Genomic DNA, 13,437 nt, shown 5'->3' on the forward strand with positions numbered 1-13,437 from the left:
TGCGCACCGGCCCCGCTCCCCACGGGCGTCGGTACGATCGAGGCGAACCCACCGGAAGGGGCCCGCCATGAGGATCGTCGCCACGCATCGCATCGAGAGCCCGCACGCCGACGTGCTCGCCTGGCATGAGCGGCCCGGCGCCCTCGTGCGCCTGACCCCGCCCGGGGTCGCCACGATCGACGACCCCACCGCGGGCGGCATGCGTGCGGGACGGGTGGTCGGCGCCCATATGGGCCCCACCGCCCTGCCGCTGCGGCCCGCCTGGGTGCTCCGGCACGCGGAGGCCACCGAGGCCGGTCGCTTCGTGGATCAGCAGGTCAGCGGCCCGTGGCGCAGCTGGCAGCACGAGCACGGCATCGTCGTCGATCCCGCGGATCCGTCGGCCACCCTGCTCACCGACACCATCGAGGTCGAGCTGCCCGGCGGGGTCGAGAGATCGACGCCCGTGGGCGCGGCCCTCGAGCGCCGCGTGCGTCGCCTGCTCGCCTTCCGCGCACGTCAGCTGCGCGAGGACCTCGCCCTGCACACCGCGCTCGCCGCCGTCCCGCGCCGCACGATCGCGATCACCGGCGCCTCGGGACTCGTGGGCACCCAGCTCGCGGCGCTCCTCGAGAGCGGCGGCCACACGGTGCGCCGGCTCGTGCGCAAGGACCGCCCCGGTCCCGGGGAGATCCGCTGGGACCCGCGCGCGGGGGAGCTGGACCCCGGGGACCTCGAGGGCGTCGACGTGGTCGTCCACCTCGCCGGCCGCTCGATCGCGACCCGCTGGACGGACGCCGCGAAGCGCGAGATCCGCGACTCCCGGGTGGAGGGCACGGCGCTGATCGCCCGCACGCTCGCCGGGATGACGGACGGCCCGCGCACCCTCGTGACCGCCTCCGCGATCGGCGTCTACGGACCGCAGCGGCCCGGGGAGGTGCTCACCGAGGAGGACACCGCCGGCACCGGGTTCCTCGCGGACCTCGTGCGGGACTGGGAAGCCGCGACCGCACCCGCCTCCCGCGCCGGCGTGCGGGTCGCGCAGCTGCGCACGGGCGTGGTGCTCTCCGACGGCGGCGGGTCCCTGCTCCCGCAGCTTCCCCTGCTGCTCGCCGGGGTGGGCGGCCGCCTCGCCCCGCCCGATGCCGTGACCTCGTGGATCACGCTCGACGACCTCGTGCGCGCCTACGCGACCGTGGCCCTCGCCTCGAGCGCGGAGGGCCCGCTGAACGCGGTCGCCCCGCATCCCGTCACCCAGGCGGAGCTCGTGCGCGCCCTGGGTCGCACCCTGCACCGGCCCGCGGTCGTGCCCGTGCCGGCGGCGGGCCCCGCCCTGCTGCTGGGCACGGAGGCGGCGCGCGAGCTCGTCCGCGCGGATCAGCGCGTGGACGCGACGCGGCTGCAGCAGGCCGGCGCCCGGTTCGAGCACCCGCGGGTCGAGGAGGCGCTGCACCACGTGCTGTGGCGCTGAGCGTCCCGGACCCGTGCCTCCCTGAGCGGAGCGCCCCGGATCAGAGCGCGGCCGGAGGTGCCTCGGTGGAGGTCACGGCGTCCTCGACGGCGAGCGGCCCGCGACCGAGCAGGGCGTTGCCGAGCGCCGCGAGCACCACGAGCGACGCGGCCGCGATCGGCAGCAGCACGGCCGTCCCCGCCCCGGTGCTCTCCGCGACCGACCCGGTCAGCGCGGAGGCCGCGGACTGCCCGACGATCGTCGCCGAGCCGAGCATCGTCATCAGGGTCGCCGAGCGGCCCTGCGGGGAGCGCTCCGCCGCGAGGCTGTAGAGCGTGACGACCGTCGGCCCCACGCCGATCCCCGCGACCGCCATCGCCCCGACCATCACGGGCAGCGCGCCGCCCGCGAGACCGAAGGCGAGCATCGCGGCGAGCATGAGCGTGCCGAAGACCAGCCAGCGGGCGCGCAGCGAGAACCGCGACGGGAACAGGGAGGTGCTGAGCGCGAGGATCGTGGAGCCGACGCCCATCACCCCGTAGACCAGTCCCGCGGACTCCCCGTGGCCCGCCTCGGAGAGCACGGCCGTGAGCGAGGTGAGGACCGTGCCGAAGAACAGGCCCACCCCGAGAGCGCCCGCGACGATGACGAGCACGCCGGGGGCGCGCAGCTCCCGGGCGGGCGCCTGGACCACGGACTCGTGGGAGGCAGGCGCCTCGACCCTCGCCGTGGGGTGCAGCGCGAAGGCGGTGACGAACACGAGCGTGAGCACCGCGGCGCCGATCATCGGGGCGGCCGGGCTCATCGTCGTCGCGAGCAGACCCACCACGACGGGGCCGAAGACGAAGGCGGTCTCGTCGGCCGCGGACTCGTAGCCCATCGTCCCGTTCATGCTGCGGGCGCGGCGATCGGCCGGCATGCGGTGCAGGATCAGCTGCACGAGCCGGCTGCGGGAGAGCGGACCGATCTGCGGCGAGGACGCGCCGAGCACGAAGCCCACGGCGAGCACCGCCACGTCGGGCAGATCGCTGAAGGCGACGACCGCGAGGGCGAGCAGGGCGAGCGAGTTGACGAGGCCGGAGGCGAGCAGCACGGGGCGCTGGCCGATCCTGTCCGCCGCGGCGCCCAGCAGCGGGCCCACGAGCGCGGAGCCGAGGCCCACGACGGCGGAGTTCAGCCCGCCCAGCGCGATCGAGTCGCGCGCGGCGACGACGAGCGTCAGGGTGCCCACGACCATCATCGCGAAGGGGAAGCGGGCGATGAAGGCGATCGGGAAGTACGCGGGGCCCGCGAGCCGCAGCAGTGAGGGGGCCGGCGTCGTCCCCTGGTCGGTGTGGGCGCCGGTGCGCTGCCGGTCCAGATGCGATGAGGTCATGGGGATCCTCCGGGACGGGTGGTGCCGCCTTGGACGATCCGTGAGAGGACCCGAGGTAGATGCACTGCGGGATGGGACGCCTGGAGCCTAGCGATCCCCGCGCAGGTGTGCCAGCGTTCCGCTCGGTGACGGCGCGGACCTCACACGTCGCCGTCCCCTGCCCGTGCGGGCGAGGCCCGCCCCGGACGGATCCGGGGCGGGCCTCGAGGAGGAGGGCGGCGCAGGTCAGGCGGTGGCGCCGGCCTTCTCGCGCTCACCGGCCGGCGCGGGGCCGGCGGCATCCGCCGCGGTGTCCGCCTGCTCGGCCTGGATGGCCTGGAACGAGGTGCGGCTCGCGGCGTCGTAGGTCGCGCGGTCCAGGATCTTCTCCCGCTTCGCGACGATCACGGCGACCAGCGACTGGCCGGTGACGTTCAGGGCGGTGCGGCCCATGTCGAGGATCGGGTCGATCGCGAGCAGCAGGCCCACACCCTCGAGCGGGAGGCCCAGGGTGGAGAGGGTCAGCGTGAGCATGACGGTCGCACCGGTCATGCCGGCGGTCGCGGCGGAGCCCAGCACGGAGACCAGCACGATGAGCAGGTAGTCCGTGACGCTCAGCGGCACGCCGTAGAAGTTCGCGACGAAGATCGCGGCGAGCGAGGGGTAGATCGCGGCGCAGCCGTCCATCTTGGTCGTCGCGCCCAGCGGGATCGCGAAGGAGGCGTAGTGGCGCGGGACGCCCATGCGCTCGGTGACGGTCTGCGTCATCGGCATGGTGCCCAGCGAGCTGCGGGACACGAAGCCCAGCGAGGTCGCCGGCCACACGCCGCGGAAGAAGGAGCCGACGCCCAGGCCGTTGATCTTCAGCAGCACCGGGTACACGACGAGCAGCACGAGCAGCATGCCGATGTAGACGTCCGCGGTGAAGACGCCGAGCTGGCCGATCGCGGACCAGCCGTAGGAGGCGACCGCGTTGCCGAGCAGGCCGATGGTGCCGATCGGGGCGAGGCGGATGACCCACCACAGCAGCTTCTGCACGATCTCGAGTGCGGAGCCGGTGAAGCGCAGGAACGGCTCCGCCTTCTCGCCCACGGAGAGCACGGCGATGCCCACGGCGATCGAGATGACGAGGATCTGCAGGGCGTTGAAGGTCAGGGAGATCGAGCCGTCGTCCCCGGCGGAGCCCTCGAGGCCCAGGAAGTTCGCGGGCACGAGGCCCACGAGGAAGTCGAGCCAGCCGCCCTGGGTGGAGGAGGCCTCGGCGGTGCCGGCGTCCACGCCGGAGTTCGCGCCCGGGCTGGTCAGCGCGCCCAGCGTGATGCCGATGGAGACCGCGATGAGCGAGGTGATCGCGAACCAGAGCAGGGTCTTGCCGGCGAGGCGGGCGGCGTTGGTGACGCCGCGCAGGTTCGCGATCGAGGTGACGATCGCGAGGAAGATCAGCGGCGGGACCAGGGCCTTCAGCAGGGTCACGAAGATCGTGCCGATGGTGTGGAGGATGGTCGTCAGCCAGTTGGCGCCGTCCGGGTTCGCCTCGGTGACGGCGACTGGGCCGATCTGCGCGGCGACGAGGCCGAGGACCACACCGAGCACGAGGCCGATGAGGACCTGCCAGCCGAAGGGGATCCGGCCCAGCGCGCGCAACGGGTTGCGGGTGGGGGAGGAGGGGGTCGAGGTGCTCACGTGTCTCGACGCTACGCGCGGCTCCGTTGAGGTTTCAACAGGATGGCTATGCGGTCACATAAGTATGCGTAGGGCATCGGTGGCGGGTCATAGGTCGTGCGGCGCCGGGACCCTCCGACCAGCGGAGGAGAGGAACGTCCACCGAAGGCGGAGGGGCGCGGCGCGTACGGCCTGGAAGGCTGGGCCCATGACCGCCAGCACCGCCGCCGACGCCGCACCCCGCGACCCCGACGCGGAGGGCGAGGCGGCATTCGGGGAGCGCGAGCCGAACCGCTTCGGCGCGGACGTCGAGTACCGCGGCCGCGCCCAGGGGCACGAGTACGTGGCCCGGGTGCGCCACCGGCTGCTGGACACGAGCCTGCTCCTCGAGATCGACGGCGTGCCGCACGACCCCGCCGCCGAGGAGAAGGCCCTCAAGGCCACGGAGAAGACCGACGGGCCCGAGGGGGACGAGGCGGCGGAAGGGGACGACGGGCCGACGGGCGCCGACGACCTCCGCTTCCGGATCGACGACGGCTTCGCGACCCTGCGCTGCACCGTCCTCCGTCGGGACTCCGACGGGGAGCACACCGACCATGAGCTGGTCACCGTCCGCACCGCGGGCCTCGGCGGCGCGGGCGAGGTGGAGGTCTCGCGAGGGCTGCGCACCGATCCGCTGATCCCGGCCGAGGGGAGCCCGTCGGCGCTGCGGGACGAGAAGCGTGCCGCGCACCCCACGCGGTTCGCGGCGCTCGCCGCGGTGCGGCGGGCGGCCGGCTACCTGATCCCGCTGCTGGGGCTCGGCGCCCTGTTCTCGAACCTCCTGCGCCCCGTGCGCGAGTGGGTGGCGTCGTTGCTGCGACCAGTGGTGGAGGCCATCGGCGCTGTCGTGAACCCGGTGCTCGAGGTGATCGGCGACCTCCTCCGCCCGGTGCGGGACCTGCTGGCCGCGGTGCTGCGTCCTGTCGCCCGTGCGCTTCACTGGCTCCGTGACCTGCTGCTGGGCTGGATCCCGGATCTGTCCCTGCCCTTCTCCGTGCCGGACTGGGTGCCCGACGTCGTGGTCCCGCTGATCGTGGTCCTGCTGGTGTTCAGCGCGACGCTCAGCGGCATCCGACGGCGCAGCGCCGCGCTCGAGGAGGCGAGGAAGCAGCCCGGCGGGCCCACCGATGCCCCGGACGAGCGCGAGAAGAAGGCCGCGGCCTCGCAGAAGGACGGCGGCGACGATGCTCCCGATGGCGAGGATCCCGTGGAGACACCGTGAAGCCGGCCTCGTCGCCGCGCGGGGCTGCGTAGCGTCGTTCCCGGGGAGCCCGTCGGGCGCCAGGGGGAGGGGATCGTGAGGTCGGAGGTCAGGGCGACGCGGGTCGCAGCGGTGGTCACGGGGGTGCTCGTCCTCGTCATCGCCGCCGTCGTGGTCGGAGCGGTGCGGGGTGCGAGAGAGGTGGTCGAGGAGCTGGCCCGGGAGGAGCGGTCCCCGGCCCTCAGCGACGACCCGCAGGAGCTGCACGAGTCCTGGGGCATCGGCGTGCCTCACGACGCCCGGGTGGTGTCCCATCGCTATGGCGAGGTCGGTCCGCACGGTGAGAGGGACGAGGTCTGGGAGCTGGATCTGCCGGCCGCGGAGCGCACGGGCTTCTGGCTCCCCGAGGAGCTCGCCGCCCCTCTCGTCGGCGCGGACCGCATCACCGCGGAGTCCGTCGCCGTGGGCGCGGCCGTGCCCGACGGCGATCTCGACCTCGAGTCGCTCACCTGCCGGGAGAAGCTCGTCCAGGACGGCGAGGACGTGCTGCTGGCCTGCATCGACCCGAGCACCGAGGAGTACGTGGTGTTCGAACGGTTCGCCTGACCGTCGATGCTCGCGGACGGCTCGCTCGCGACGCCGGCGCGTCGGCGCGTCGACCGAGGCGGGCTCCGAGGTTCCCACGGCCCGTCGGCCGCCGGAGCGATCCGCCGACGCGGCACACGATCAGAAGAATCCCAGATAGCGGTCGGTCTCGTCACGGAGCTCCTGCTCCGGTGTCCTCGCCGGCGGGGCGTAGGACTCGTCACCGAGGGCGGCCAGCGCTCGATCGTAGAAGTCGGCGGAGACGAGGACCGCTCGCCGGCGCACCCCGCGGCTCGAGATCGTGACGGGTTCGCGACGCGAGAGCTCGAGGTGCTCGCTGAGCCGGGTGCGGAAGCGGGAGCAAGAGACGGTGGCCATGCGCGGAGCCTCGCACCGGGGCCCGGGGCTCACGAGGGCAGGCTGAGGAATGTGGACGCGAGGGGCATCGGGAGGAACCGCCCGCCCGTCGATCGGTCGGCCCGTCGGCCCGTCGGCGCGAACGGGCAGAGCGCGCTGGGGACAGGGCCTCCCGGGAAAAGGCTGGTCATCATGTACATGATGACCAGCGTTTCTTGAACATGGACAGCCGCCTGCTCCGGTCCTCCACGCATCTCTGCGCGTCCTCTACGCGTCCCGGGAGCCGAGGGGACCGCGGCCGAGCGGCTGCTGGAATCGCAGCAGGTATCCGTCGGGATCCGTGACGAGGAACTGGCGCACGCCCGCCTCCTCCTCGTCGATCCGGTACCAGCGGGTCTCCGGCTCCATGAACAGCGGGACGCCGTGCGCGCGGAGCTCGGCGAGGATCGGATCGAGATCCGCCACGGAGATCTGCAGGTTCAGCCCGCGGCCGTACGGCGGTTCCAGCTCGCCGGTCAGCCAGTTCCGATCATCGCGGGTGGGCGGAGAGGTACGCCTCGCGCTCCGCGGGGGAGAGGAGCACGCAGAACTGATTGCCCTCGGGATCAGCGAAGGTCACCCAGCCGCTTCCCGGACCGTGGATTCCGCGGTGGTCGGCGATGATCCTCGCCCCGCGCTCCTGCAGCCACGCGACCTCCTCCGCCGGGGTGCGCTCGCGCGGGAGCACGTCGAAGTGGATCCGCTTCTCGGGCAGCTCCGGATCGGGCACCTCGAGGAACAGGATCGTGTGCCCGGTCGCCGGGGCGTGGATCGGGCACTCCTCGTGGCCGGGGAGGTTCGGGTCCTCGGGATCCATCTCGTAGTCGAGCACCGCCCGCCACCATTCCGAGAGCGCGAACGCGTCGTGGCAGTCGATCGTGGTGTGCGAGATGAGGACGCTCGTCAGGCGAGTCTCATCGGGAGCGGCCCGTCGGTCAACGGGAATCGTCCTCGGGGGAGGGGACGTCGGGGCGGCGGTCGCCCTTCTTCCGCTGGAGCCGCTTGATCGCGACGGTCAGGCCGACGAGCACCGCGAGCGTGACCATCGCCCAGGTGAAGCGGGGCTCGCCCGCGTCCGCGTCGGCGATGAGGATGGCGAAGACGAAGATCAGGATCACGAGCAGCGACATCAGGCGCATCGCCGCGACGTTCTGGCGGCGGTCCGCGCGGTTCGTGCTGAGCCCGTTCTCGCCGACCAGCTGCTCGGGCCGGAAGAGCGTGAGCAGCGGCATGATCACCGCGATGCTCAGGGCGAGCCCGCCGAGCATGCCCACCAGCAGGGACAGCAGCGCGCCGAGGACGAAGAACATGACCAGGGGCGAGCCCTCGGGGACGATCCCGCTGTCGCCGACGGCCGCGCGGTACTGCTCCGCGAACCCGTGGCCGACCGGCGGCACGAGGAACGCGAGGAACGCCGGGAGCAGTCCCACGATCGCGCCGAGCACCGGCACCGCCATCGTGCGGTAGAGCGCCGCCATGAGGATGCCGAGCTCCGCGTCGCGCCGCCACAGCGAGGAGAGCACCGCCCACAGCATCGCGGGGGCGGGGCACAGCACGATCACGAAGGTCATCGCCTCGGCCGTCGGCTGCGGAAGCTCCGCGAGGGCGAACACGAGGGTCCCGGCGAGGGCGGCGAGCGAGCCGAGCACGAGCAGCACCCTCGATGCCGGGGAGAGCAGCCGTCGCAGCAGCGGGTCCTTCGCGGACGTCACCGGGGGTCTCGGGGTGCGAGGGGAGTCGGCGTCGTCGGCGGTGTCCCCGAGCTTCCCGGCGACCTCGCCGATCCGCCCGGGCAGCGCCCGCACCGTGCGGGTGCGCCGCATCATCAGCGGCAGCGCCGCGATCGCGACCAGGGCGGCGAGAGCGGCGAGGTGCACCGAGAGCACGAACGGGAGGTCCTCCGGCAGTGGGATGCCGTGCCGCAGCCGGGGCACGGCGCTCGTGCGGATCCCCTCGGCATCGGCGAGGACCTGCGCGAGGCCGAGCGTCGCGAGCGCGGCGAGGAACGCGGCGAGCGGGGGCACCGCCTCGACCAGTCGCGGCGGGGTGCGCGCCCGCAGCTGGCCCGCGGTCACGATGCCTGCATAGACCAGCAGGAGCACGTGGACCACGCAGATCAGCGCGAAGGCGAGCGCGGTCTCGTCCCCCAGCGTCACCGCGATCGCGAAGGTGAGCAGCGGGACCACGAGCAGCACGAGCGCGGCGACCACGGTGCGCTGCACCATGACCGGGCCGGTCGCGGCCTCCGACGGCGCACCGGTGCCGGTGACCGTGCCGACGTCGGAGCCGGAGCGGGAACCGAGGGCAGAGGGCGCACCGGTCCCGCGGTCCGGGGGCTGGTTCGTGCTCACCCCCGCGATCCTTGCAGCTGCCCGTCCCGCCGTGAACCGTTAGCGGGAGGTTGTGGACCGCGGCGCCCGGGGGAGGGGATGTCGCCGATCCCTCCCCGCGGCCTGCTCGTCCACCGCTCGGGGCGGTGGACGTCAGCCGCCTCCACTAGCCTGTGGGGGTGGCCACCGCTCTGTACCGTCGATACCGCCCGGAGTCCTTCGCCGAGGTGATCGGCCAGGACCACGTCACCACGCCCCTGCGGCGCGCGCTGCGCAACGGCCGCATCGGGCATGCCTACCTCTTCTCCGGGCCGCGCGGCTGTGGCAAGACGACCTCCGCGCGCATCCTCGCGCGCTGCCTGAACTGCGCGGAAGGACCCACGGACACTCCCTGCGGGACCTGCGACTCGTGCCGCGACCTCGCCCGCGGAGGGGCCGGCAGCCTCGACGTCGTCGAGATCGACGCCGCGAGCCACGGCGGTGTGGACGACGCCCGTGAGCTGCGCGAGCGCGCCTCCTTCGCCCCGGTGCGCGACCGCTTCAAGGTGTTCATCATCGACGAGGCGCACATGGTCACCTCCGCAGGCTTCAACGCGCTGCTCAAGCTCGTCGAGGAGCCGCCCGAGCACGTGAAGTTCGTCTTCGCGACCACGGAGCCGGACAAGGTCATCGGCACCATCCGCTCCCGCACGCACCACTACCCGTTCCGCCTGATCCCGCCGCAGGTCCTCACCCCGTACCTCGAGCAGGTGTGCGCCGCGGAGGACGTGCACGTGGGCGACGGCGTGCTGCCGCTCGTGGTCCGGGCGGGCGGCGGCTCCGCGCGCGACACGATGAGCGTGCTCGACCAGCTCATGGCCGGCGCCGGGGACGACGGCCTCGACCACGCGACCGCGATCGCGCTGCTGGGCTTCACGGACACCGCGCTCCTGGACCAGGCGATCACCGCGATCTCCGCGCGGGACGCCGCGAGCCTGTACGACGCGGTCGAGCAGGTGCTCGCCACCGGCCACGAGCCGCGCCGCTTCGTCGAGGACCTCCTGGAGCGGGTGCGCGACCTCATCGTGCTCGCCGCGGTGCCCGAGCGCGCCGAGGACCTCCTGCCCCAGGTCCCCGCGGACGAGCTCGCGTCGATGCGGGAGCAGGCCGCCTCGATCGCCCCGGCGGATCTCTCCCGCTGCGGCGACCTCATCCACGAGACGCTCTCCACGATGAGCGGCGCCACCTCCCCGCGGCTGCACCTCGAGCTGCTCGCCGCGCGCCTGGTGCTGCGGGACGAGCGGGCCGCCGCCGCACCGGCTCCGGGCGGCCAGGGCGGCCCGGCGGGGCAGCCCGGTCAGGGCGCACCCCGGGGTGGCCAGCAGGCGAACGGGCGCGGTCAGGGCGCCCCGGCGCCGCAGAACGGTCAGGGCGCGCCGGGCGCCGACGCCGCGCCGACGGCCGGGAGCGGCCGGGAGGAGGCGCGTCGTATCGCGCAGGAGCGCGCGGAGGCCTCGCGTCGCACGCGCGGCAGCGCCGCGGCGACCAGGCCCGACGATCGGCGGGAGGCCACCGGCACCGCGGCGCCGCAGGCACCCGCGCCCCAGCAGGCACCCGCCGCGCGGGAGGAGCCTGCCGCGCCGCAGGCGCCTGCCGCGCCGCAGGCGCCCGCGCAGCAGCAGCCTGCCGCGGCGGAGCAGTCGGCGGGCCAGGCCCTCGCGGCGTCGACCGGCAGCCGCCCCGCCACGACCTGGGACCCGACGCCGGCGGCGGACCATGACCGGGCTCCCGCCAGGGGCGGCGCCGCACCCGTCGAGGAGGATCCCGGCCAGGGCGCGGCCCAGGGGGCTGTCGCCGAGGAGTCCGCGGCACAGGCCCCGGCGGCGCAGGCACCCGTGGAGGATGCTCCGTCGCCTGCGGCCCCAGCGGGCGGCCCGTCGACGGCCGACGTGCAGGGCAACTGGTCCGCGATCATGGACGAGCTCGCCCAGATCCGCCGTCCCAGCTGGGCGCTGATCGCGCAGAACGCCCAGCTCAACGCCATGAACGGGACGAACCTGGTGATCGGGTTCCGCACCGACGGGCTCGTGGCGGCCTTCCATCGCGGCACCGCGGCGGAGAACCTCGCCGACGCCGTGCGCCGCATCATGCACGTCGAGGTCACCGTCCAGGCTGTCGTGGGAGACGGGCCCGGCGGTTCCGGCGGGCCCGGTCCCTCCGGCGGTCCGGGTGGGCCCGGCGGTCAGCGCGGCCCCGGCGGTCAGAGCGGCCCCAGCGGGCAGGGCGGGTCCGGAGGCCAGGTGGGCGCCGGTCGCCAGGCGGGCCTCGATGGTCAGGCAGGCGCCGGCAGCAACGCCGGATACGGCGGCCGGGGCGGTGCCGCTGCTCAGGGCGGGAACGCCGGGCAGTCGACCTCCGGCGGGCCGCAGGGCACCCGTGCGCAGAGTGATCCCGCCGGCTCCGCCCGGGGCGGGAGCCGACCGTGGGGCGACCTCGCCGCCTCCGCCGGGTCGACCTCGCGCGGGGCCGCCGCGCCGTCCGGGCGACAGCGTCCCGCCGTCGACGACCACGACCTCCCGCCGGAGCCCGACGACGACGAATTCCCGCCGGACCCGGAGGACTCGTTCCCGCCGGATCCTCAGGACCAGCGGTCCACTGCCCCGTCGTCGGCGCCCCGGGCCGCCGCGCCGTCCGCGAGCCGCGGCGCCGCTGCGGCGTCCGCCGCGTCCACGCCCGACGCCTCGCACAGCAGCGGCAGCGGCAACGGCGGCGGGAGCTCCTCCCGTCGCTGGTCCGATGCCCTGCCCTCCGCGGGAGGAGCCGACGCACCGACCACCGGGGCGAGCGCGCCCGGTGGCAGCGCCGATGAGGCCCCGGTCGTCGAGGACGAGGGTCGGGACAGCGTGCCCGAGGGCGAGCCCCGCACCTACGGTCAGGCCGCGATCCGGCGCGCCATCGCCGAGGGCCGCGTGGTGCGCTCCCGCCCGGCCGCGCACATCGTCGCCGCCACGACCGGTGCCGGCGACTCGACCGACGTCGGCGCCTCGTCGACGCCCGCCCCGGGCGGCCCATCGGGCATCGACCCGTCCGCCCCGTCAGGTCCCGCGCCGTCCGCCCCGTCGGCGGACGACCCTTTCGCCCTGTCGGACCCGTCGGCCTCCGACCCGGGTGCCCCGTCCGCCGGTTCTGCCCTCTCGTCGGGCTCCGCGCCGTCGCCCGCATCGGCCTCCGACGCGGACGGCCCTGCCGGGGCGATGGGCGACGCGTTCTCGTCGGGCGGGCCGTCCGAGGGTGCAGGGACCCGGGTCGCGGCACCGCTCGCACCCGGCGCCTCGCAGGCCGTCCGCCCGGCCACCGCCTGGGGTGACGCCGCTCCCGCAGCCGCCCCGTCGGCCCCGCGCCCGCAGTCGACCACCGCTCCCGCCGCTCCTGCAGCAGGATTCGCGCCGTCCGCCGAGCAGGCGGTCGACGACTCCGCCCCGCGCACCGGCGCGGCCCTCGCCCGGCATGCCTCGCAGGCGGCGCGCGCCGCGGCCGCCGACCGTCGCCAGCAGGCACAGAGCCGCAGGCCCGACGAGGCCCCCGTGCCGGAGGCCGAGGTCGACCCCACCGGCGGCGCCTCCCGTGACGACGAGGACGCCGTGGTCGCGACCCGCTCGGGCCGCCAGGTCATCGAGGCCGTGCTCGGCGGCCGGGTCCTCGAGGTCATCGACGAGACCGGCGACCGGCGCTGAGCCCCGCCGCGGAGCACACCGGCTCCGCGCCGCCGAGCCCCTCCGCGGTGCCCGGCCGCCTCGCGGGGCTCCGTCCTCCCGCGGCGCCTGGCCACCTCGCGCCGCTCAGTCCTCCCGCGGCGCGAGCAGGGTGAACAGGTCCGTGCGCAGCGTGGCCGGATCGATGTCCGGCGTCGGCGCCGTCACGTAGAACTCCCAGAACGGGAACGCCATCTGCTCGCCCGCCTCGCCGAGCTGCGCGGTGAACGCGCCCCACGCCTCCGCGAGCCCGTCGTAGCCGCCCACGTGGCTCGCCGCCGCGACGCGTCCCGCCGGCAGCACCGAGGCGCGCACCTCGAAGCCGCTGGGGAGGGTGAGGGTCTGCGTGAGGTGACCGTCCACCGGGAAGCCCACCTCGAGATCCGCGGTGTCCACGGGCATCCGACGGTGCAGCGAGAAGGCCGGGCCGATCGGCGCGATCCCCACCTCCTCCAGCGCGGGCACCAGATGGGAGAAGGTGCCGTCCATGAGCGAGGGCATCTCGTACATGGGGAAGTCGGTGCGGGAGACGACGGCCGTGTGCACGAGCGGCGCGTCGGCGACGGTGCCCGTGCAGATCGGCTCGGCGGCGTCGTAGGGCGGGGGCAGGGTCGTCATCGTCGGATCCTCCTGGGAGCGGTGGTGGTGCCGGGGGCCCGGTTGGAGGCCCCTGCTCGGCGCCGACGCTAACCCACGGGGCCGTGACC

11 protein-coding genes are annotated in these 13,437 nt (G+C 74.8%); 4 read left to right on the plus strand and 7 right to left on the minus strand.

Annotation, left to right across the window (positions count from 1 at the left end; all coding sequences use genetic code 11):
- Positions 1 to 67 precede the first annotated feature (67 nt).
- On the plus strand, positions 68 to 1,450 hold the full coding sequence (locus C1N80_RS04585) for a TIGR01777 family oxidoreductase (protein WP_137769699.1): 1,383 nt from the start codon (positions 68 to 70) through the stop codon (positions 1,448 to 1,450).
- 40 nt (positions 1,451 to 1,490) lie between these two features.
- Here the strand turns inward: C1N80_RS04585 and C1N80_RS04590 are convergent, their stop codons facing one another.
- Complete coding sequence (locus C1N80_RS04590) at positions 1,491 to 2,804, minus strand: MFS transporter (RefSeq protein ID WP_137769700.1); 1,314 nt, start codon at positions 2,802 to 2,804, stop codon at positions 1,491 to 1,493.
- Between the two features lie 225 nt (positions 2,805 to 3,029).
- A complete protein-coding gene (locus tag C1N80_RS04595) occupies positions 3,030 to 4,466 on the minus strand; it encodes a dicarboxylate/amino acid:cation symporter (protein WP_137769701.1) in 1,437 nt (478 codons plus the stop codon).
- A gap of 187 nt (positions 4,467 to 4,653) precedes the next feature.
- Between C1N80_RS04595 and C1N80_RS04600 the strand changes: the two genes are divergently transcribed.
- Positions 4,654 to 5,709 (plus strand): hypothetical protein, encoded by a 1,056-nt coding sequence (locus tag C1N80_RS04600; RefSeq protein ID WP_137769702.1) that lies wholly within the window; start codon positions 4,654 to 4,656, stop codon positions 5,707 to 5,709.
- 75 nt (positions 5,710 to 5,784) lie between these two features.
- Positions 5,785 to 6,294: a hypothetical protein gene (locus tag C1N80_RS04605; RefSeq protein WP_137769703.1), complete on the plus strand. Its 510-nt coding sequence runs from the start codon at positions 5,785 to 5,787 to the stop codon at positions 6,292 to 6,294.
- A 120-nt stretch (positions 6,295 to 6,414) separates the two neighbouring features.
- On the opposite strand, the gene C1N80_RS04610 is transcribed toward C1N80_RS04605, so the two are convergent.
- From C1N80_RS04610 to C1N80_RS04625, 4 genes are all read right to left on the minus strand, one after another.
- The gene (locus tag C1N80_RS04610) at positions 6,415 to 6,651 is read right to left on the minus strand and encodes a type II toxin-antitoxin system prevent-host-death family antitoxin (protein WP_137769704.1); all 237 of its coding nucleotides are present in this window, start codon (positions 6,649 to 6,651) and stop codon (positions 6,415 to 6,417) included.
- A gap of 246 nt (positions 6,652 to 6,897) precedes the next feature.
- Positions 6,898 to 7,095, minus strand: a complete 198-nt coding sequence (locus C1N80_RS04615; RefSeq protein ID WP_137769705.1) for a hypothetical protein — start codon at positions 7,093 to 7,095, stop codon at positions 6,898 to 6,900.
- A gap of 64 nt (positions 7,096 to 7,159) precedes the next feature.
- The gene (locus C1N80_RS04620) at positions 7,160 to 7,501 is read right to left on the minus strand and encodes a VOC family protein (protein WP_370297212.1); all 342 of its coding nucleotides are present in this window, start codon (positions 7,499 to 7,501) and stop codon (positions 7,160 to 7,162) included.
- Positions 7,502 to 7,604: 103 nt separating this feature from the next.
- Positions 7,605 to 9,020: a hypothetical protein gene (locus C1N80_RS04625; protein WP_137769707.1), complete on the minus strand. Its 1,416-nt coding sequence runs from the start codon at positions 9,018 to 9,020 to the stop codon at positions 7,605 to 7,607.
- A 158-nt stretch (positions 9,021 to 9,178) separates the two neighbouring features.
- Here C1N80_RS04625 and C1N80_RS04630 point away from each other — a divergent pair, with 158 nt between their 5' ends.
- Positions 9,179 to 12,712 carry a DNA polymerase III subunit gamma and tau gene (locus C1N80_RS04630; RefSeq protein ID WP_137769708.1) on the plus strand — a complete coding sequence of 1,178 codons (3,534 nt, stop codon included), beginning with the start codon at positions 9,179 to 9,181 and terminating at the stop codon, positions 12,710 to 12,712.
- A gap of 105 nt (positions 12,713 to 12,817) precedes the next feature.
- Here C1N80_RS04630 and C1N80_RS04635 read toward each other — a convergent pair whose 3' ends face one another.
- Positions 12,818 to 13,348 (minus strand): GyrI-like domain-containing protein, encoded by a 531-nt coding sequence (locus tag C1N80_RS04635; protein ID WP_137769709.1) that lies wholly within the window; start codon positions 13,346 to 13,348, stop codon positions 12,818 to 12,820.
- Positions 13,349 to 13,437 lie beyond the last annotated feature (89 nt).

Origin of the sequence: Brachybacterium sp. SGAir0954 (assembly GCF_005490785.1) — a bacterium.
Classification (GTDB): Bacteria; Actinomycetota; Actinomycetes; order Actinomycetales; family Dermabacteraceae; genus Brachybacterium; species Brachybacterium rhamnosum.